General features: G+C 67.6%; 14 protein-coding genes and 2 pseudogenes. 8 read left to right on the forward strand and 8 right to left on the reverse strand.

Annotated features, from left to right (window positions below):
- The first annotated feature begins 4 nt into the window (after positions 1–4).
- Genes OG905_RS08910 through OG905_RS08935 form a run of 6 tightly spaced genes read left to right on the forward strand, consistent with a single transcriptional unit; the run spans position 5 to position 4,587 of the window.
- The gene (locus OG905_RS08910; RefSeq protein WP_328667197.1) at positions 5–712 is read left to right on the forward strand and encodes a FadR/GntR family transcriptional regulator; all 708 of its coding nucleotides are present in this window, start codon (positions 5–7) and stop codon (positions 710–712) included.
- A 1-nt stretch (position 713) separates the two neighbouring features.
- Positions 714–1,859 (forward strand): galactonate dehydratase, encoded by a 1,146-nt coding sequence (gene dgoD, locus OG905_RS08915; RefSeq protein WP_328667198.1) that lies wholly within the window; start codon positions 714–716, stop codon positions 1,857–1,859.
- 1 nt (position 1,860) lies between these two features.
- Positions 1,861–2,103: a hypothetical protein gene (locus OG905_RS08920; protein ID WP_328682845.1), complete on the forward strand. Its 243-nt coding sequence runs from the start codon at positions 1,861–1,863 to the stop codon at positions 2,101–2,103.
- Between the two features lies 1 nt (position 2,104).
- Positions 2,105–2,737 carry a bifunctional 4-hydroxy-2-oxoglutarate aldolase/2-dehydro-3-deoxy-phosphogluconate aldolase gene (locus OG905_RS08925; RefSeq protein ID WP_328667199.1) on the forward strand — a complete coding sequence of 211 codons (633 nt, stop codon included), beginning with the start codon at positions 2,105–2,107 and terminating at the stop codon, positions 2,735–2,737.
- The gene (locus tag OG905_RS08930; protein WP_328667200.1) at positions 2,734–3,681 is read left to right on the forward strand and encodes a sugar kinase; all 948 of its coding nucleotides are present in this window, start codon (positions 2,734–2,736) and stop codon (positions 3,679–3,681) included. The genes OG905_RS08925 and OG905_RS08930 overlap by 4 nt, the downstream gene beginning before the upstream one ends.
- A 30-nt stretch (positions 3,682–3,711) precedes the next feature.
- Positions 3,712–4,587, forward strand: coding sequence for an SMP-30/gluconolactonase/LRE family protein (locus tag OG905_RS08935; RefSeq protein ID WP_443043910.1), 876 nt, complete (start codon positions 3,712–3,714; stop codon positions 4,585–4,587).
- A 291-nt stretch (positions 4,588–4,878) separates the two neighbouring features.
- On the opposite strand, the gene OG905_RS08940 is transcribed toward OG905_RS08935, so the two are convergent.
- From OG905_RS08940 to OG905_RS08960, 5 genes are all read right to left on the reverse strand, one after another.
- Positions 4,879–6,429, reverse strand: a complete 1,551-nt coding sequence (locus OG905_RS08940) for a right-handed parallel beta-helix repeat-containing protein (protein WP_328667201.1) — start codon at positions 6,427–6,429, stop codon at positions 4,879–4,881.
- Positions 6,430–6,633: 204 nt separating this feature from the next.
- Positions 6,634–8,430 (reverse strand): helix-turn-helix transcriptional regulator, encoded by a 1,797-nt coding sequence (locus OG905_RS08945; RefSeq protein ID WP_328667202.1) that lies wholly within the window; start codon positions 8,428–8,430, stop codon positions 6,634–6,636.
- A 447-nt stretch (positions 8,431–8,877) separates the two neighbouring features.
- Positions 8,878–9,039, reverse strand: coding sequence for a hypothetical protein (locus tag OG905_RS08950; protein WP_328667203.1), 162 nt, complete (start codon positions 9,037–9,039; stop codon positions 8,878–8,880).
- 151 nt (positions 9,040–9,190) lie between these two features.
- Positions 9,191–9,898 (reverse strand): AAA family ATPase, encoded by a 708-nt coding sequence (locus tag OG905_RS08955; protein ID WP_328667204.1) that lies wholly within the window; start codon positions 9,896–9,898, stop codon positions 9,191–9,193.
- 95 nt (positions 9,899–9,993) lie between these two features.
- The gene (locus OG905_RS08960; RefSeq protein WP_328667205.1) at positions 9,994–11,361 is read right to left on the reverse strand and encodes a replication-relaxation family protein; all 1,368 of its coding nucleotides are present in this window, start codon (positions 11,359–11,361) and stop codon (positions 9,994–9,996) included.
- Positions 11,362–12,632: 1,271 nt separating this feature from the next.
- Here OG905_RS08960 and OG905_RS08965 point away from each other — a divergent pair.
- Together OG905_RS08965 and OG905_RS08970 are read left to right on the forward strand one after the other, a co-directional pair.
- Positions 12,633–14,069: an IS1380 family transposase gene (locus OG905_RS08965; protein ID WP_328682128.1), complete on the forward strand. Its 1,437-nt coding sequence runs from the start codon at positions 12,633–12,635 to the stop codon at positions 14,067–14,069.
- A gap of 877 nt (positions 14,070–14,946) precedes the next feature.
- Positions 14,947–16,599: an RICIN domain-containing protein gene (locus OG905_RS08970; protein WP_328667206.1), complete on the forward strand. Its 1,653-nt coding sequence runs from the start codon at positions 14,947–14,949 to the stop codon at positions 16,597–16,599.
- A 255-nt stretch (positions 16,600–16,854) separates the two neighbouring features.
- On the opposite strand, the pseudogene OG905_RS39095 reads toward OG905_RS08970, so the two are convergent.
- The 3 genes and pseudogenes from OG905_RS39095 to OG905_RS08980 form a co-directional block, all read right to left on the reverse strand.
- Positions 16,855–17,042 (reverse strand): annotated as a pseudogene (locus OG905_RS39095) (IS701 family transposase); the annotation flags it as partial.
- Positions 17,043–17,139: 97 nt separating this feature from the next.
- Positions 17,140–18,499, reverse strand: a pseudogene (locus OG905_RS08975) (IS1380 family transposase).
- A 421-nt stretch (positions 18,500–18,920) separates the two neighbouring features.
- Entirely contained in the window at positions 18,921–19,631 is a 711-nt protein-coding gene (locus tag OG905_RS08980) for a polysaccharide deacetylase family protein (protein WP_328682131.1), read from the reverse strand.
- Positions 19,632–20,075 lie beyond the last annotated feature (444 nt).

The following is a 20,075-nucleotide window of genomic DNA, read 5'->3' on the forward strand; positions in this document are numbered from 1 at the left end:
AAATGTGCCTGCCTACGCAGGGCGCGGTATCCACGGGCAGACCGTGGAGACGATTGCGCGCAGGATCCTGACCGGAGCAATCGGTGAAGGCGAGACGATCGACATAACAGGGTTGCAGAGCGAACTGGGAGTCAGCCTTACCGCCGTGCGCGAAGCGATCAAAGTACTCACGGCCAAAGGCCTGGTCGACGCACGGCAGAAGCGCGGCACCTTCGTGCGGCCACGCGAGGAGTGGAATCTGCTCGACGGCGACGTCATCCGCTGGCAGTTCTCCGGCCGCACCGACCCAGTGTTCCTCAGCAATCTCAACGAGGTACGCGGCATTGTCGAACCTGCCGCGGCCAAGCTCGCCGCGCAGCGCCGTACCGAGGCGGACCTGGCGGCCCTGCAGGATGCGTTGGACGGGATGGCCGTCGCCGCCGACACCACTGCGGCGGTACAAGCCGACCTTGACTTCCATCGGGCCCTGCTCGCCGCCACACACAACGAACTGCTGGAACGAATGGAGGTCGTCATCGAGACCGGCCTGGCCGAACGTGACCGTCTGGTGCACGGCGCCGACCCTCACGACCATCCCGTCCCCAGCCACCGCGCCGTGCTCAGCGCGATCACCGACCAGGACGCTCCGCGAGCGGAAAAAGCCATGCGAGCTCTGCTGAAAAAGGCAACGCGAGACCTGAAACGCGTCAGCCGCCCTACCAGGAAGGACTGACATGAAGATCGACCGCGTCGAAACCTTTCTGGTACCGCCACGCTGGCTGTTCTGCCGTATAGAGACCGACGATGGCGTCGTCGGGTGGGGAGAGCCGATCGTGGAGGGACGCGCCGAGGTCGTGCGCGCGGCGATCGACGTCCTGGCCGAATACCTGCTCGGACAGGACCCGCTGCGGATCGAGGACCACTGGCAGGTGCTCACCAAGGGCGGCTTCTACCGCGGCGGACCAATCCTGTCCAGCGCGGTCGCCGGTATCGACCAGGCTTTGTGGGACATCGCCGGCAAGACCTACCGGGCTCCGGTGCACGCCTTGCTGGGCGGTCCCGTGCGTGACCGGGTCCGGGTGTACTCGTGGGTTGGCGGAGACGAGCCCGCCGAGATCGAAGACGCGGTCGCCGCGCAGGTGGAAGCGGGGTTCACCGCAGTGAAGATGAACGCCTGTGGACGTGTGTCGCAACTGGCCACCGCCGCGGAGGCCAAGGCGCTGCTCCACCGGATCGAGGTGGCCCGCGACGTGCTGGGGCCCGAACGTGACCTCGCCGTCGATTTCCATGGGCGTACCACACTGGCCGGCTTCCGGTGGGTCATGCCCGAACTCGTGCCGCTGCACCCGTTGTTCACCGAGGAGCCACTCGCCCCGGAGTACCTGCATCTGCTCCCCACGCTGGTCACGGCGAGTGGGGTGCCCATAGCCGTGGGAGAGCGCCTGTACTCGCGGGCCGAGTTTCTGCCCGTTCTGCAGGCGGGAGTTGCCGTGGTGCAGCCCGATCTGTCACACGCCGGCGGCATCTCCGAGGTGCGACGGATCGCGACTCTCGCGGAAACCTACGGCGCTTTGCTCGCGCCGCACTGCCCACTGGGCCCCATCGCGCTCGCGGCCAGTATTCAGGTTGCGCTCGCCACCCCGAACTTCCTCATCCAGGAGCAGAGCATGGGCATCCACTACAACACCGGCGCGGACCTCCTCGACTACGTCATCGACCCGGAACCGTTCCGTTTCGTCGACGGGCATGCCCGCCCGCCGCAGGCACCCGGCCTGGGCATCACGGTCGACGAGAACGCAGTCCGGCAGGCGGACCGCACCGGCCACACCTGGCGCAACCCCGTGTGGCGCCACACAGACGGTTCGTTCGCGGAGTGGTGAGATGAATCCCACCACCCTCACCCTGCACATGTCCGTCGACCTTGCTCACGGCGGGCGTTGGACGTCACTGCGCGGTGGAAGCCGTGAGTGGCTGTGGCAACGCGAGGACCCCCGCCGTCACCAGGTGCGTCCCGGTGACGCCTTCGTCGACGCGGGCGGCCTCGCCCACGCGCGACCCCCACAGCCACCGTCCCTGTCGGCGGAGAACCCGGCGGCCGCCTCACCCCCGTCGAACGGACACTGACGTGAACCTGCTCGATCAACTCCGCAGCAGGCGACTCCTGGCGATCGTCCGCGGCCGCGACGCCGATGCCTCGCTGCGGGCCGTCGTCACCCTTGCCGAGGAGCAAGTCGGCCTCGTCGAGGTCTCGCTCACCGGTTGCGACGCCTCTCGCGTGATCGCCCGTGCCCGCGCCGAACTCGGCCCGGACGCCGCGCTCGGTGCAGGCACGGTACTGACCGCCCAGGACGCGCGCCGCGCCGCGGACGCGGGGGCATCGTTCCTCGTCACACCCGGACTCGGCGACGGCGTCCTGTCTGAGGCGGACCACCTCGGGCTGCCGGTCCTCGCCGGTGCGCTCACCCCCACGGAGATCGTCGCCGCGACCAGAGCCGCAGTCGCGGTCAAACTCTTCCCGGCCTCCTTGGGCGGGCCGCCATACCTGCGGGCGCTGCGCGAACCATTCTCCACCGTCCCCTTCGTCCCCGTCGGCGGCGTCGAAGCCGCCTCCGTCCGCGCCTACCTTGCTGCCGGCGCCATCGCTGTCGGTGTGGGCTCACCCCTACTGGGCGACGCGCCCCACGGAGGATGCCTTGACGCCCTGCGCGAGCGAGCCCGAACCTACCGCCGCCTGATAGAGCAGGAGACCGCCTCGTGACCGACATCGTCACCTTCGGAGAAGCGATGGCCGCGCTGCGCGCCGCTCGTCCCCTGCGCCTCGGCGGTGACGCGACGCTGTCCATCGCGGGCGCGGAGGCCAACGTGGCGATCGGGCTCGCCCGCCTCGGCCACGCCGCACGCTGGACCGGCGTGGTAGGAGCTGACGAACTGGGCGCCTTGGTCCTGCGTACCCTGCGCGCCGAGCGCGTCGATGTCGACACGGCCGAGACCGACCCAGTAGCACCGACAGGAATGGTCGTCTTCGAATCACGGGTCGCACACGTGACCCGAGTCACCTACCTTCGCACGGGCTCGGCCGGCTCACGACTGTCCCCCCGCCACGTCGACGACGCCTTCGCGGACGCCCCGCGAATGTTGCACGTGACTGGAATCACCCCAGCGCTCGGCCCCGGCCCGCGTACGGCCGTCCAATACGCTGTCGGGCTGGCCCGAAAGGCCGGGGTCCAGGTGTGCCTCGACGTCAACCACCGCGCACGACTGTGGACGCGAGAAGAGGCGGCTGCGGTCCTGCGTCCGCTGATGTCAGCGGTGGACTTGCTCGTCGCGTCCGAGGACGAACTCCCGCTCGCCGCTCCGCCCGGCGCCACCTCCTACCACGATCGTGTCCGAGCACTGCACGACCTCGGCGTCAGCGAAGTCATCGTCAAGCGCGGTGCCGACGGCGCCTGCGTCCACTCGGGCACTCGGTCGGTGGACCGACCCGCCCGTCCCGTCCCGGTCCTTGACACGGTCGGAGCCGGCGACGCCTTCACCGCCGGCTATCTCTCCGGGCGGCTCGACGGCCTGGGCATCGAGGACTGCCTGAACCGCGCTGTGACCACCGCGGCTTTCGCCGTCGCCTCCCACGGTGACTGGGAGGGACTGCCGACCCGTGCCGACCTCGCCCTGCTCGATGCCCCGCCCGGCAGCGCCGTCCGGTGAGCCGGTCCGTTCAAAAGCCCAGGAGCCACTGTGATCACCCAACCCATGGTGTGGAGCCCGCAGCAGTGCGAACTCGGCGAGGGAGCCCGGTGGGTCGATGACCGGCTCGTCCTCGTCGACATCCTCGCCGGTCGGCTGCTGCAGGCACCCGGCGACAAACCGGGCGCCCTCCGCGAGATCGCACGGCTCGCTGTTCCCCTTGGCGCGGTGGCGCCGGTAGCCGGCACACCGGGCACCTGGGTCGCGGCCGCCGGCACCGGTATCGCGTACCTGCTGCCGAGCGGCAGGCTGGAATGGCTGGACCGCCCCGAGGACAGCAATGCGGTGCCGACCCGTATGAATGACGGGGCCGCGGATCCTGCCGGCCGGTTCTGGGCGGGCAGCATGGCCTACGACGCCACCCCCGGCGCGGGCTCGCTCTACCGCGCCGCCCCCAACGGCGACGTCACCCGAGTACTCGACGGCATGACCATCCCCAACGGACCGGCGTTCAGCCCCGACGCACGCACCATGTACCTGGCCGACAGCGCACGCGGACACGTCGACTGCTACCCCGTTGACCCGCTCACCGGCACGCTCGGTACCCCTGCCCCCTTCCTCCGCCTCGATCTCGCCACCGGCACCCCCGACGGCATGACCGTCGACAATGACGATCACCTGTGGATCGCCATCTGGGGCCGTGGTGAAGTCCGCCGCTACCGACCCGACGGCACGCTCGACCTGACCGTCCCCCTCCCCGCGAGACAGCCCACCAGCGTCTGCCTCGGCGGACCCGGCGGACGCCGCCTTTTCATCACCACAGCGGCGTACCGGCTCACGCCGGCCTCCCTTGCAGACGGCGCATTGCTGGCTGTCGACGTCCCCGCGACAGCCAGCCCCGCCCACCCGTTCACACCGCGCCCATAACGCAGGGACGACGCGGCCCGCCCGCCGGCGGCTACGTCGTCACCCACGCGAAGCAACGGGCAGTCAGGATCGCCGGCGCCCAACAGCGCAACCACCGCATCGCCCAGCACGCCGCTGCGGATGGATCCTGTTCTACGAGCACCACCTCCCCACCTGGTTCTGGCTGGACGAAACCAAGAAGGCGGCGCCCAACAGGTGTTGCGGGGTGACACGGGAGGTTCTCCGGTCTCGATGCGTGTCAGGCCGGTGGCCGTGGCAGATCACCGCGGCCACCGGCGTTCCGGGCTGGGGTCACCGGCCGGGACCCTCGTAGGCGCCGATGTTCGGGGCCGTGTTGGACGGCACGGGCGAGCCGTAGAAGTCCTTACCGCCGTTTTTGGGGATGACGGCTCCCGCGGCGAGGGCCGGTGAGCCGGATTGGAGCCTGTAGCCCTTCGCATGAATACGGCTGGTCGCGGCGTTGGGGTTCATGAACAGCGGGTCGGCCGTGATGCCATAGGGGTTGAGCGGGGCTTTTTTCACCCATGGGGAGAAGGCGTTGTGGTCGAACGTGTATCCGCCGGACTGGAGGCGGAAATCGGCCGTGCCTGCCCCCACCTTCCGAACGATGTTGTTCCGGAACTTGACGTTGCGGAATTCGGTGTTGTTCTCGTTCACCACGGTCTGGCTGATTTCATCGCCGATGTAGATGGTGTTGTTGTAGATGGAGGCGCTCTCGATTTTGCCGGCACAGTTCTCGAAGCCGCGATACTTGTCGTTCTGGCTGATGTTGTAGCGGATCACTGCGTTGCGGATGATGCCCGGCCCGTTCTGGCACAGCAGGAAGAAGCCGCCCCCGTTGTTGGCACTGTAGTTGTACTGGAAGACGGTGTCGATATTGCCCTGGTCGACGTCGTAGGCCATGCCGTCCTTGTGGGTGCCACGCGGGTCGCCGCCGGTGACGTTGTTGTACTCCACGATGGTGCCGTCGGAGTTGTACGGCCAGATTCCGGCGCTGTAGCCCGCTGAGCGCATATGGAAGCCCCGGATGGTGTTGTGCTCGACCTTTGCACCGTCGGTGGTGTTCATGACGATTCCGTCACCGCCGATGTTGTGCAGCCAGTTGCCGCGCACCACTACGCCTGTGGCGGGAGTCCAAGCCTTCCCGGGCTTCTTTGTCGAATCCTCCTCGCGACGGTAGGCCCATGCGCCGGGTGTTACGAGGATTCCCTGGCGGTCGACGTGAACCAGGCGGTTTCTGAGGATCTGGACGTCGTCGAAGTGTGTCCGGACCGTGTTACCGCTGACGCGGAAAATGATGCCCTGGCTGCCTGCTTCGCCTTTCTGGTCTGAGCCGAGGATGTCGTGTATGTAGAGATCCCGCACGACGATGTGACGGCCCACGCCGATGTCGTGCAGTTCGATGTCGACGCCGCGGCGTATTGGGTTGGGAACTGTTGGTGGCACGGGGTTGGTGACTTCCAGGTTGCTCAGCTCCACGTACTGGGAGTTGAGCAGGTGGATCGCTGTGTTGGTTCCGTTGCCGTTGATGACGGCCTTGCTGGAACTGGTGCCGTAGTCGGAGATGATGAAGGGGGCCCCGTTCGCCCCGGATCCGCGCGGAAACAGAGTGCCTGCGCAGGTCGCGCCGCGAGCCAGGAGCAGCTGGTCGCCTGGGCCGAAGGTGCGGGAGTTGACCTTGGACAGGCTCCGCCATGCTGTGGTGGGGCTGGTGCCGGCGGCCCCGTCTTTGCCTGTCGCGCAGTTGAGGTAGTAGGTGGTGCCGGTGGTGGCTTCGGCCTGGAAGGCGGCGAAGGCCGCGAAGGCGGCGGCCGAGCACAGAATGGCGGTAGCGACGGTCATCCGACTCTTTCGTGCCCGTCTGGCGCGTTGCATGTGAACTCCTCTGTATCTATGGGGGGTTTGGTTCTGCGTTCGTGGGGTTGGTCTCGGGGGTGGAGGACCGACTTGGTGACTCCGAGGGTCTTGCCCTCGACGATGCGGCGGCCCATCCAGATGAAGGGCACCAGTTGGCGGGCGTTCCTGTTCGGCTTTCGGCATGTCCGCTCAGATGCGGGCGTCCAAGTCTCGGATTTTGTCCGGGAGTTGTCGTCGCCCTGTGATGCCGAGTTTGCGGAATCCGCTGGTGAGGTGGTTCTCCACCGTGCGCTGCGTGATGAAGAGCTGCTCGGCGATCTCACGGTTCGTCAGGCCGCGTGCTGCCAGGACTGCGACCCGGCGTTCGCTGGTGGTCAGGGCCTGGACTCCCACCACGCGGCTGGTGCGTGGCCGTGCCCCGAACTTACGTAGTGTGTCGAGGGCCTGGGAGCTCAGTTGTGCCGCTCCGCAGTGCTGGGCGAGGCGGAGCCCGCGACGGGCGAGGTCGCGCGCCATCCGGGTATGACCGGCTTCGAACCTAAGGGTGGCGAGTGCGACGAGCGAGCGGGCCTGCTCCACAGCTGCACCGGCCTGGTCCAGCAGGTCGACGGACTCTCCCAGAAGGCGCTGTCCGTGCTGGCCGCGCGCTGCGAGACCGGCGGTGCGCAGGGAGATACCGAGAGCCCGGGGCGCGCCGAAGGTACGCGCTTGCTCGACCTCCTGCTGTGCGAGGTGTTCGGCTGGACGTTGGTCGCCCATGGCCAGGTGTGTGACGGCTGTCAGGGAGCGCCAGGGCAGGACGGCGGGGTTGTCCCGGTGCCAGGCGGTCTGGCGTCGTCCGCACTCGGTGAGGTCCTGCAGGGCGTCCTCTAGGTGACCGCGTGCGAGGAAGAGCCGCGCGCGGGCCTCCAGGAGGTGGGTCCAGTGCCAGTCCGGCTCAAGGCGGGTGCAGTCGGGGAGGGCGAGGAGTTCCGTGGCTTCGTCGATCTGTTCGGTTTCCACCAGGGCACGTATCAGGGTGGCGGTGGCGAGGGCGAGCCGGCTGTCTCCGTGGGAGGAGGAGAAGAGGTTGAGGCAGTCACGGCCGAGGTCGATTGCCGTGTGCATGTCGCCGGACCGGTACGCGAACTCGCTCTGGCTCATCGTCACCAGGATCCGGGATGACGCGCCGTTCTGTTGGGTGTCCCCAGACAGGCGGTCGACGAACGCGGCTGCTTCCTTCTGCTGGTCGCACCAGGTCATGGCCAGTACGGCCTGTCCGGCGGCCGTGGTCATCACTCCCCGGGGAAGGTCGCCCTCCAGTGTCCGGCGCGCCTGAGCGGCCACGGCGGCGGCATCCGTGTTCTGCCCGAGGGCGGCGCTTGCCCGGACGGCGGCCGCCCCTCGCCGGACTGCAGCATCGTGCGGATTCTTCGCCTCGAAGTCGTCAGCAGCCTTAAGGACATAGGGGCGCTTTGCCGGATCGTCCAGGTCGATCAGCAGACGCTGGAGGTGCAGGTGTGCCACCAGGTCGGGGTCCGGGTGGGACGCGCCCCCCGAGGCAAGGGTAGGAATTTCGCGATCGAGCAGCTCAACTGCCTGGCATCCGCGGCGGCAACGCGTCAGGGCGTCGGCAAGGACTGTCACCACCTCGCCCCGTTGCACCGCCTGGCCTGGGAGCAGGCTGAGGGACTCGGTGAGATGACGGACCGCGGCTGCCGGGTGACGGCCGGCTTCGACGTGGCCCAGCTCCGCGAGAACGATCGCACGGTCATCGTCCGTCAGCGGTTCTTGTAGGGCCCTGCGCAAGTAGTCGGCGGCCACGCCGGCTTCTCCACGCACGGTGGCCGTCCGGGCGGCGGCACGCAGAACGCTGAGGACCCATGGCAGGCCGGTCGGTTCGATGGTCAGCAGATGCCCGGCGGTCTCCTCCGGCGGCGCATCCTGGTCGTGCAACTCACGTGCTCTCTGGTACTGCGGGTTTGACCGCTCGCACGGCTCGCGCATGGTGATGACGATGTTCCCCGTGTTCGGTGATCGGTTCGTCGCGTCGCGCGGCTCGCGGCGGGACACAGTGCCCCGACCCCCCGCGGGTGCCGCGTCCTTGAGCGTCCACCTTGACTGGAATCCGGCGCTTCTCCACCGTCACTGCCGGGCGGGGAACCGGGCAGGGGGGAAGTACGCATCTCACTACCCGCTCCGCGGCTACGCACCCGCTTCGTACGCCGTGTCGCCTTGTCATCGCCTCGGGCGGAGCAGCACTGCTGATGGCCGCCGGTCGGCAGAACCCGCTCTTACCCGGCTCGCGATGAACCAACCGCAAGCCAGGCGAGCCGGACGACCCGTCAGCAACCCCGGCGAAGGCAAGCCACCGGCACCGAGGATCACCACGACGACACCAATGAAGCCGGCGTACGCACCCAGCCACGGCCCAGACGCCGTTGAGGAGCCGTGTCACATCCCGTATCCGATCCACACCTCCGGCGCGTCGTCCAGCAGCCGATATCCCCACTTCCTGTCCCAGATGACCGGCGGCAGACCGCGCGCGGCCGCGACCTTGCGCAGGTGCGCGAGCCCGGTGTGGACCTGCGCCCGGGTGCGTTCGGCGGCGGCCATCAGCTGGACGATGGACAGGCCGACGGGGCGGGCCTCCTGCAGGGAGAGACCGCTGCACGACAGTCATGACGGACGCAGCACCCTGTCGCGCCGACTCACCAGGGCCAGGTGGGTGGGCCCCGGGACGCCCACGCTCATGGGACAGGCACCGTCAGCCGAGGATGTGCCGCAAGTAGGACTGCGGGTCAGCGAGATAGCGGCGCCAGTGGTCGACCAGGGCGAGTTCGCGCCAGGCCACCCGGCGCAAACCGTGTTCGCCGACTTCGATGATGTCCGCACCCGGCAGCGCGGTCAGCAGCGGAGAGTGAGTGGCGCAGATGACCTGGCCGCCGCTGCTCACCAGCTGGTCAATATGGCCGAGCAGTTCGAGGCAGGACGTGAACGACAGTGCCGCCTCCGGCTCATCCATTACATACAGCCCGGCCTGGAGAAACTTCCCCCGAAACGCCGCGAGGAAGCCCTCACCGTGACTGACCGAATCCGGCCCGAACCCTTCCCGGCCCAAGGCGTCCAGCGCGGTCTCGGCGCGCAGGAAGAACCCCTTGCGAGCGGACCAGCTGCCGAGCATGCGCCGTCCGCGCGGCGCCGCGTCGAAGCGGATCCGCTCACCCAACACCGACTTGGCACGGTGGCTGGCGTAACGCCAGTCGTGCGAGCCGCCCCAGGAGTCCAGACCGTAGCCCTCCGCAAGAGCCTCCACCAGAGTCGACTTGCCGGAGCCGTTCTCACCGACGAGAAAGGTCACCGGCGCGGTGAAGCGCAGCCCATCCGCCAGGAGCCCACGCACACAGGGCACGGACCAAGGCCACTCCCCCTCGTCATGCGAGGCCATGTGTGCGTATGCACGTTCGATTATCATGCGCCGAGTCTCCCACGGGCATGTCGCAGCGTTCGTTTCAGGCAGGCCTGCCCCTGCGTCTGCGGCGCAGTCGGGGCAGTCGGGGCAGTCGGCGGTCAGCCGAGGCGGCGCAGCATGCGTCCGAGGCGGGTCTTGGGTTCGGCGAGCTGGATACGGCAGCCGGGGCAGTGGAGTCCGTCTTCTGGTGGCGCGTCGTCGGGGTCGGGCCCGAACCCGAGGCGCATGTCGCCGTCGAGGGGCCCCTGGCACAGCTGGCACAGCCGGTCAGGTTCCCGGGCGGCCTCCTCCTCCTCGCGGTCCCATGCCTCCAGATCGGCTTTCGCCTCTTCCTGCTGCCGCTGCCACTCGGCTTCCTCGCGCCGTCGACGCTCCTCCCCCTGGCGGCGGTCCTCCTCCCACTTGGCGCGCTGGCGGGCCTGGTAGATGATCTGGCCGTCGGGATTGTCGAGCGCCTCTGTCAGGGACTGCCAGGTGTCGCGGCCGTAGCGCCACCAGGTCTCCCCCAGCGGCCCATTCGTCTGCAGCCGCTCCAAGGTGGTCGCCAGAACCGGGATACAGCGGTCGTAGTTGACGTACGCCCTCTCAAAGCCCCATCTGCCCCCCCAGTGCTGGCTGCTGAGGGTCTTCACCGCCGTCATCCGCTGGTTCAGGCTCTTGGCGCCGCGGCCGGTGAAGACCAGCGCGACCGGCGGCAGGCCCTCCCGGCCCGACGCCGCCCAGCGGGTGGCCCACATCGGCCGCTCCATGCCATCGGTGTCCTTCACCATCCGGTGGAAGAACCTCGCGTATTTGGCGAACTTCTCCGCGATGAGCTTCGGGTCCATCCAGCCGTTGTCGACTTCCAAGAACAGCAGCGGCACGTCGTCCCCGGGGGCGGCCAGAACGGCATCCGCCTGGGCACCGCCCCTCCCCGGCGAGGACCACGTCCCGGTCGGCGGCAGCGCGACCTCCGTGGACCAGGAGATGATGGAGCCAATCCCGACGGGCACCGCCTGCACGGCCGCCACCGCCTGTTCGGGTTCGCGTGCGAGCTCGGAAAGATCGGGCTTGGGCTGGATGAACGCAGCGATCGTCTTGTTGACCGCCATCGCGTGCGCGGCGCCGGTCGTGCCCGCGCCGCGTGCGGTGCCGCCCATCTCATCCATCGGCCGGTCCAGCTCCCTCGAGGCGGCCTCCAGTCCGAGCGGGGTCAGCCGCCACAGCTTCTCGCCGCCGCTGCTGAATCCCGCCTCGGTCGTCTGCCCGTGCTTGGCCAGATCGAGCGCGGCCGCGCGGTGGGCCTTGTTGCGCGCCGACTTCCGCTTCGACTCCGGCAGCTCGGTGTACCGGTAGGTCAGGTGCGGCAGCGTCAGGCGCTGGATCTGATCCGGCGTCGCGACCTTGAGCACGCCCAGGACGCGCAGCACGTCAGCGCGTAGCGGCCCTGACGATCCACTCGGGTATCGCTTCCTCGCCCCGCTCATGCGCACACCCCTCCCCGTCGCGGCCGGCTCACCGGCCGCTGCCCGCCGGGCTCACGGCCGCCGCGCGCAGCGCCCCGCCGGGAACCCGAGATCTCCGCTCCACACCACTCCACCACCCATCACTGACAACAAAGGGGAGATAAGAGGGTTATGGACATTCCGGCCGGGCTCGAAAAGCCGTGCTGACCAGGGAGAACGCCCGGTAGTCGGTGCCTGGTGCCGGTAGTGGGTTCGGAGGGGCGGCCGGCAGTGGCCACGGTAGGGCCCTCGGAAGGCTGGCCCAGCGTGGTGAGTTGGCGCCGCCCCTTGGTGAGTTCGTTCCCGGTCACCACGGCATCCGGGACTTTCCAGCCATGGGGCAGCGGTACAGCGGTCGTGATCACGTTCCCTCTCTACTCGGACAGCAACATCCGCTCCAGAAAGGGGTCGGCCACGCCCGGAGATGTGACAGCAGCCGTAGTGCTTCTCTGCTCAACTGCCGCACCGGGGCGCGAACCGGGCGCCATCCTGACCAAGCCCCCCTTGTCCGCAGTCTGTTCGCTCCTGGCAACCAATGGTCAAGGAGAAATGGCAAGGCAACCGAAGCCGGAGAAGAGGTCACGGCCGACCAGAGCACGACGGCAGCGCAGGAGGTGGCTCCGTCCCGCAGCACTGCGGATCCCTGAGTGACCGCTCGGTGCGGTGCTCTATGCCTGCGCAGGATGCGCACTCGGTGCGGTCGGTGCGGTCGATGCGCACCGAGCGTTCCGGCGCTGCGCATTCACTCAGGCGTGGTGCGCGCGCGGCACGTGCGCAAGTGCGCAACGGATGCGCACTCTGGGCCAGGCGGTGCGCACCAATCGCCAGCGCTGACCTGCCGTGGTGAGTTCTGGCGGGCACGAACTCACCGCCAGCCGCCCGAACTCACGACGGAGCTGGAAGAACTCACCACAGTCCTCCCGCGCACCATCGCCGCACCGCGTCGCTCCGCCCCGCAACACCGATGGCGCCCCTGCCAGGAGAGGTTGGAACTCATCTATGGCCCGGGCGGGCCCCGGGCAAGCAAGGCCCAGGGGCGTGCGCTGCTCGGTCAGGACAGTCGCGTTCCCTCGGGACCGGTACGTCCGGTTACCCCCACTGGCCGGGCTGCTGGTCGCCCGTGGGCTGCTGGATGATGACGCTCAACCGGATATAGGCGTTAACCTCGCCGTTTCGGTTGGGATGAGGCCGGAAGTGGGGCGGAAACACGAAAGTGCCTTCTGAGTTGGGACGATGAACCTTGTCGAGGGGTTCTGTCGGTCCAAGCGGAAGGCACTTTCTGCGTGCAGGGTATCGGTTCTCGTCCCAAGCTCCATGTCTCCGCTGACGGTTCGGGGGTAGTCGGTCACGCCGGGGCACGGTTGCTGGCTGATCTCGCCGAGGCCACCGGTCTGACCACCGCGTACTCTACTGCGCTCAGGCCGCTGCGACCGCGCGGCACCGGGCATGATCCGGGCCGGATCGCCACCGATCTCGCGGTGATGCTCGCCGACGGCGGTGAGGCGATCGCGGATCTGGCCGTGCTGCGGGACCAGGGCGAGGTGTTCGGCCCGGTCGCCTCCACGCCCACGGCTTGGCGGTTGCTCGCCGACACCGACGAGGCTGCACTCGCTTCGCTGCGAGCGGCCCGCGCTTCAGCCCGGGAAGTCGCCTGGATGCAGGCCGCCGAGACCGGCGAGGGTATACCTGCTGTCCGGGCAGGCGGACGAGAACTTCCCGGCCTGGGTCTGGACCTCGACGCCACGCTGGTCACCTGCCACTCGGAAAAGGAGCAGGCCGCACCCACCTACAAGGGCGGCTTCGGCTTCCATCCGCTGCTGTGTTTCCTCGCGAACACCGGCGAGGCCGTGTCCGGCCGACTGCGGCCCGGCAACTCCGGAGCCAACACTGCCGCCGATCACATTGCGGTGCTGGACGACGCCCTCGCGCAGATCCCAGACGCTCACCGACACGGCACCGAGATCCTGGTCCGCGCCGACAGCGCCGGATCCGCGAAAGCCTTCCTGGCCCACATCCGGACCTTGCGCGAGCACGGTCTGGACGTGCGATTCTCGGTCGGATACGCCGTCACCGAGCCGGTCCGCCGCGCGATCCGGACCCTGCCTGAGCAGGTCTGGCACCCCGCCCTGGACCAGAACGGGACACTGCGAGACGGGGCCGAGGTCGCCGAGCTGACCGGCGTGGTTGACCTTGCCGGCTACCCGGCCGCCACCCGCATCACCGTGCGGCGCGAACGACCGCACCCCGGCGCCCAACTGTCGCTGTTCGATCACGACGAGGGCCTGCGGCACCAGGTATTCCTTACAGATACCCCTTACTCCGGCGGCGGCTCCGCGCAGTCCCTGGAGGTCCGCCACCGCGGACACGCCACCGTGGAAGACCACATCCGGTGCGGCAAGAGCACCGGCTTCGGCCGCTTCCCCTCCCGCCACTTCGACGTCAACGCCATCTGGCTCGAACTCAGCCTCGCGGCGATCGATCTCCTCGCCTGGACCCGCTTCCTTCTGCTGGACGGCGAACTCGCCGCTGCTGAACCCAAGAAACTCCGCTACCGGCTGCTGCACGTTGCCGCCCGCCTCACTCGCGGCGGACGCCGCCTCCGCCTGCGGATCTCGGCGACCTGGCCCTGGAGACACGAACTGGCCACGGCTTTCCACCTCCTCGCCGCACTGCCCCAACCAGTTGGCTGACGGCCGTCCCCTACCCACCCACGATCTTTGAAGGATTTTGGAGAACCCGACCACCGCACCGGGACTCAGTCATGCCCAGGCGACGAAATCGCCTCGACCACCCAACAGTTGATGATCAGCGACGCCGCCTCATCCCAACCGAAACGGCGAGGCTAGAGGCAAGAGATTACCGGCGACCGGCCCACCGTCGGGGGGTTGATGGGCGGGCGTGCGGCCGGGGCGGGACCGCCCACGGGACCAAGGATGTCGAGCCGGACGGCACCGGTGAATCACGGGGTCTCCGTGAAGAATTGCGTTGTGTGTCGCGGGACGTCTTGCCTCGGCCGCCTCGTGGCCGGAGCCGCTGCGGGTCAGCGTGATGGCGTCCAGGGGGGTCCAGCTGCCGGGCGGCGATCGACCGATGCCGAGCAGATCGAGCAACACGTGCGCGGCAACCAGCGTACGAGACTGGGGAGTTACGAAGAACTCGCCCAGGCCGCCTGCAGCCTCTGGACCTTGCGGTGACAACAGCGGGCTTCAGGTGGTTCGCACACCGACACCCACACATGCGTACTCTGTCGCGCATTTCTCCCGGTGACGCATCGGTCCCCCGAGCGGAGGATCTGCGCACCCTCTCCGGAGCCGGTGACCTGGCAGCGCGGACGCATGACCATGCGTAGGTCGCGATCGCCGCCTGCGAAGAGGAGCGACACACGGACACGACTGCGCCAGCCGTGCGGCCGGACGGTCCCTAGGGCGCACGCCCACCCGCCCCCGCTCCCACCCGCTCAGGGGGCAACACTGACGGCCCCCACCCGTCTCACTGTTGTCGAAACGGCCGAATAGAAAGGAAATTGACATGACAGGTCGTTCGATCACTCGACCGTCACCCATACAGGTGATCCTCACCATCTTGGCGTACTGTGCCGTGACGTTCGCTGTCGCCGTGACAACCACCGGGACCGCACACGCGGTCGACTGCAGCGAGCCCATGCAATGCGTCGGCCTCCGCAACCTGCACGAAAATCGCTGGCTAGAGATGAAGGCAACCCATGACGGGGCTTGGTTCTCGTACTCCGACCCCCACCCGGAACTGGACTACTCAGCTTGGAGATCTGAAGCCCAGTTCTCCCTGAACACTAACGACGACGGAACGTTCCAGATCAAAAGCGTCAAGACCGGCATGTGTGCGATTGCCCAATGGCATGGCAGCGTGTACACGAACCTGCTCTGGCAGGAGCCATGCCAAAGTGGAAAGAAGGCTCAGCTGTTCTATATCCAGCCGTACAAGTCCTGGTACATGATTCGCCAAGTCCAGAACACCGATAGTCCCACCCCTGTAACGGGCAATTGTCTGGACCTGCACTGGGAAACCTGGTACGGCATTGGGTCGCGTCCATGCACCGACAACCTGACGTCCGACCGGTTTCTCTGGTCCATCCACGAACCCCTCGGCACCAGCGGCCGGTATATGGCTCTGGCTGCCAAGTATGGCCTGGCGAAGTGCAAGGGCAGCGGAACGAATGAGACGGATGAGCTTCTTAAATACTGCAAACTCAACATAAAAGACTCCCAGGTCACGAAGGGGCCCGAGTACTGCTATAAGGACTTCGGCTACAACGACAATGTGACGGGCGATCAAAAGGTTTCTCACACGTACTGGAATGAGATTTGGAAATCGAAGCTAACGGGCCGCACCGAAAGGAATGAAGTGGGAGCCTATGTCAAGGCAACGTTCGGGACCACCCCAGGGCAGACGGGCGGTGCAGGGTTTGCGGTTGAAGTCGGGGCCGACTATAGGCACGTCTGGGAGTCTAGGGATGAGACCTCAGAACTAGTAGTGAAGAAGGAGGTCACCACCTATGAGCTCCTTGTTCCTCCGAAAAGATATGGGTTCATCGCCCTGACGCCCGTCATAGAGAAGCTGACGGGCACATTCACCTTCTCCAGAAACAGCTGGGACGAGTGGACCTACACGACGCCGACCCACATCGAATCGGTCGTTAGTGACAACTTTTCCTATGGCGGCACGACGATAAACGCCACGGTGCGGACGAAGCGGGACTCCATTTCTCGTTGCGGTGGACTTACCTCATACCCTCAGGGGCTCAGCACGTACCCCACGACACCACTCCCCAGGGGAGCAATCAAAATCATCTCGCCTAAGACTGCCACCACCCCGGCCAAGACCATGTGCATCCGTGGTACTTCGACGGACGGCGCGGCGGTGTACATCACGAGCCAGATGTGGGACTGCAGCAGTTGGAAAGCCGATGTAGGCAGTGGCCCCCACCACGGCGTGGTGAACTTGGCTGGCAAATGCCTCGACATCGAAAACGCAAGAACGACGGACGGGGCAAGGGTCATCACCTATCCCTGCACCGGTAAGCCCAACCAGCAGTGGATAGCCCGGTCCGACGGCTCGTTGTACAACCCGGTTTCGGGCAAGTGCCTTGACGTCCCGGGCAAGGCCACGGCCGACGGCACCGAACTCGCCATCTATAGTTGCTGGCGCGAAAACTGGAACCAGATCTGGAACATTGAGTTCTGACCGAACCCAGCGGAAGGGCACGGTGACGGCTTAACACCCCGCCAGGACCGACCTGCTCCGTCGGAGCAAACCACAACGACACCATCGAAGGCGCGTGCACCGAGGTGCCTGACCTGGCACCGAGCTTGCCCCGGTGCGCAGCCACCCACTGACGGCCCACGAGTACCGTGGGCCGTCAGCTTGTCTCCCGCATCGTTGACGTCGCCCACACCTGGCCACCTGGCACACCGACGCCGAGGACGCCGTTGGCGGTCCGCGCGGGCCCTTCGCGCCGTTACCGCACGAAGCATCTCCCACGCCTCATCGGGGGCTTGTGCGAAGAGGCAGTCGATGCGCCCGAAGCGCGGCACCTGCTGGGACTTCGGCACCGCCAGCACGTACCTGAGGCCCGCGTCCTCCAGCATGCGGCGCAGCCGCCACTCCCGACCGTAGGCGGCATCCGCCGCCCTGCATCGCCGACACCGGGCGGCGGAGTTCAAGAAGTTCCTGATCAGGATCGCCAAAGAGGTTGCTGGCTCGTCTGGACGGGATAGCTGCTGGTCAGCCGGGGTTCGGCAAGACATGGAGCCGGTCGAGGGCATCCGTGATCACGTTGGTCCAAGGCCAGTGCTTCGCGAGGCGGAGGATGCGGCGTCGGCCGGTGGTGACGAGCTGGGCAGCGGCGGAGAACAGCCGCAGGCGGCGGGGCTCCCAGAGCCGGGTCTTGCCGGTCAGGGCGAGCGTCGGCAGCCAGGCCAGCAGGTCGAGGGCGAGCTGGACGATCTCCAGCCAGACCTGGTTCTGCGCGGCTTCGTGCAGGGGCAGGTTGCGCAGGCCGGTGGCGCGGGCGGCCCGGATGCGGTCCTCGGCCCGTGCTCGCTGACGGTGCCGCAGTTCGAGTGCGGCAATCGGGGTGTCGGCGGTGTTGGTGGCGAAGCAGGTCAGCCGTAGTCCGTCGGCGTCGGTAAAGCGCAACTGGGCCCCGGGGTGGGGCCGTTCCTTACGCACGATCAGCCGCATGCCTTTCGGCCAGCCCTTGAGTACGTCGCCGTCGAGCTCGGCGACCCAGGCGCCATCGCGGATCTCACCACCCGGTTCGACGGCGGGGGTCCAAGCGGAGGCGGGGACCTTCAGTACGGCCTGGTGAATCTGCTCGGTGATGGTCATCCCGACCGAGTACGAAAGCCACCGGCCCCGCGTTGCGAGCCAGGCCACGAACTCGTGGGTGCCGCCACCGGAGTCGGTGCGGATCAAGGTGGACCGGCCCCGCCGATACCTCTTGGGGAGTTGGGCCAGGGCGAGTTGAGTGGCGGTGACGTGGTCGCTTGCGGTGTTGCTGCCCGCGTGCCCGCGCCGCAGCAGCGCGGCCACCGGTTCCCCGGTGCCGCCGCTTCCGTGGTCGACGAATCCCATCAGCGGATGGTGTCCGTAGGTCTTCTTCCAGGTCGCCGCCGCGTCCTGCTTGTCGGAGTGCGCAAGCACCAGCACCCCGTCCAGGTCCACGATCACCTGCCCGCCTGCGTCCGGAGCCGATGGACCGGCCAGCTTCCAGACATGTTCACGCACTTCGGCCCGTGCTGCTCTGATCGCGGTCAGGGCCTTCGGGCCGGCCGCGGCGAGGGTGTCGATCAGTCGGGAGACCGTCGGGTCGGAGGCCACCGGCCCGAACACGGCCGGCTCGGCCCGCAGCATGCCCACGTCGGCCAGGCAGTCCCCGCCCAGCGCGACCGCCAGGGCCAGGTCCAGAAGGATCTTGCACTGCCCGAGGGCGTCGCCAGGGCGCGAGTGCCCCCGATGTCGCCCGGTCCAGCCCGGTCTTACGGACGGTCTCGACCAGCATCACGCCCCCGGCCTGGGACACCACCGCCCGACCGCCGCCCTCGATGCGGACACGCGGGTAGGACCCGATACGCTTACTCACCTGGAAAGTGCCTCCGACCGGGGCGGGAACAGGGACCTAGACAATCCTCAGTCTCGCTGGTCAGAGGCCCTTTCTGTTTTCCTGACCACCCGTCGGACAGCCTGCTTCATGAAAGCGCGAGGCTAGAGGCACCCGACCCGGAGAACCTGGGAACGCTAGTCGTCCAGGCCAAGGCCACTCGCTGATTCGCGCCAAGGTGCTCACGCTCGCCGCCCCTCCCGAGGGCGGCGAGCGGGTAGCTACTGGTTCTCGCCCGCCGTCTTCCGGCCATTGGTGAGTCCGCCGTCGAGGCGAAGGCTGAACCGCTTCCCACGCTGGCCCGAGGCCGGGGCGTGACGGACTGTGCCGCCTGTGCTTGCTCTACCTAGTCCGGCACCGGCAGAGACTGGCAGCCACAGGCTTCGATGGGGCGGGGACGATCTCAGGGTTTGTACACGTTGCCCGGTTCCGGGACAGCCGGCGCGAGAAGCTGGGACACGGTCACAAACGTGTAGCCGCGCGCCTTGAGCTCCATGATGATGCCGGGCACGGCCGACACGGTTCCGTCGTATATGTCGTGCAGCAGGATGATGCCGTCGCGGTCTGCGGCGTCGAGAATCCGACGTGTGATGAGGGCCGAGTCAGTCGTGGAGTAATCCTTCGCAGTGGCGCTCCACAGCACCTGCGCGAGCCCTAGCTCCCGGCTGATGCGCGAGACTTCCTCGTTCGTACGTCCTTGAGGGGGGCGCATCAGGGAGGGCTTGCGTCCGGTGAGCTTTTCGATGGCGTTCTGGGCCCGGGACAGTTCCCTGCGTATGCCGTCCGCATCCAGTTCGGTGAGGATTCTGTGCGACCACGTGTGGTTGGCGACCTCGTGGCCTTCGGCTGCCATCCGCTGCACGGTGCCCGGGTAGCGGTCGACGTGTTCCTTCCCGAGCAGGAAGAATGTCGCGGGCACCTCTTCTTTGTTCAACAGGTTCAGCAGGCGGGGAGTGTCCTTGCCGGGGCCAGCGTCGAACGTCAGGGCGATGCAGCGTGTGTTGCGGCAGTCGACCGGGCCGATTGCGTTCATGCCCTGGGACACCGCCGCGTTCCGGGCCGCGCTCGGAGAAATGCGTTCCGGCCAGAGGCTGGTGATGCCCAGGCAGACCATCACGAGGCCGGCCGCAGCGGCACTCAGCCAGATGGCTCTCCACTTCCGCGATCCGCTGCGGGAGTTCTCAGGCCGGTCGCCCGACTCATCCTGGGACCTGTTCGCAGGCATGGAAAATCTCACTCTCATCAAGGGAAAGGCGTGGAACGAGCGGGGACGCACGATCGGTCAGAGCCCGTCAGGAGGCTGCGGCGACGGAAGCCCGGCGGGAGATCCGAACGAGAGCGCTGTGCACGGCCTCGACGCTTGCGTGCCCGGAGGTGGGTCCTGTGCCAGTCCGGTTCAAGGCGGCTGCAGTCGGGGAGGGCGAGGAGTTCCGCCGCTTCGTCGGTCTGTTCGGTTTCCACCAGGGCACGTACTTCTCCACCGTCACCGCTGAGCGGGGAACCGGGCAGGGGGGAAGTGCGCAAATCACTACGCGCTCCGCGGCTACGCACCCGCTTG

The sequence above is a fragment of the Streptomyces sp. NBC_00322 genome (genome assembly GCF_036147535.1).
Classification (GTDB): domain Bacteria; phylum Actinomycetota; class Actinomycetes; order Streptomycetales; family Streptomycetaceae; genus Streptomyces.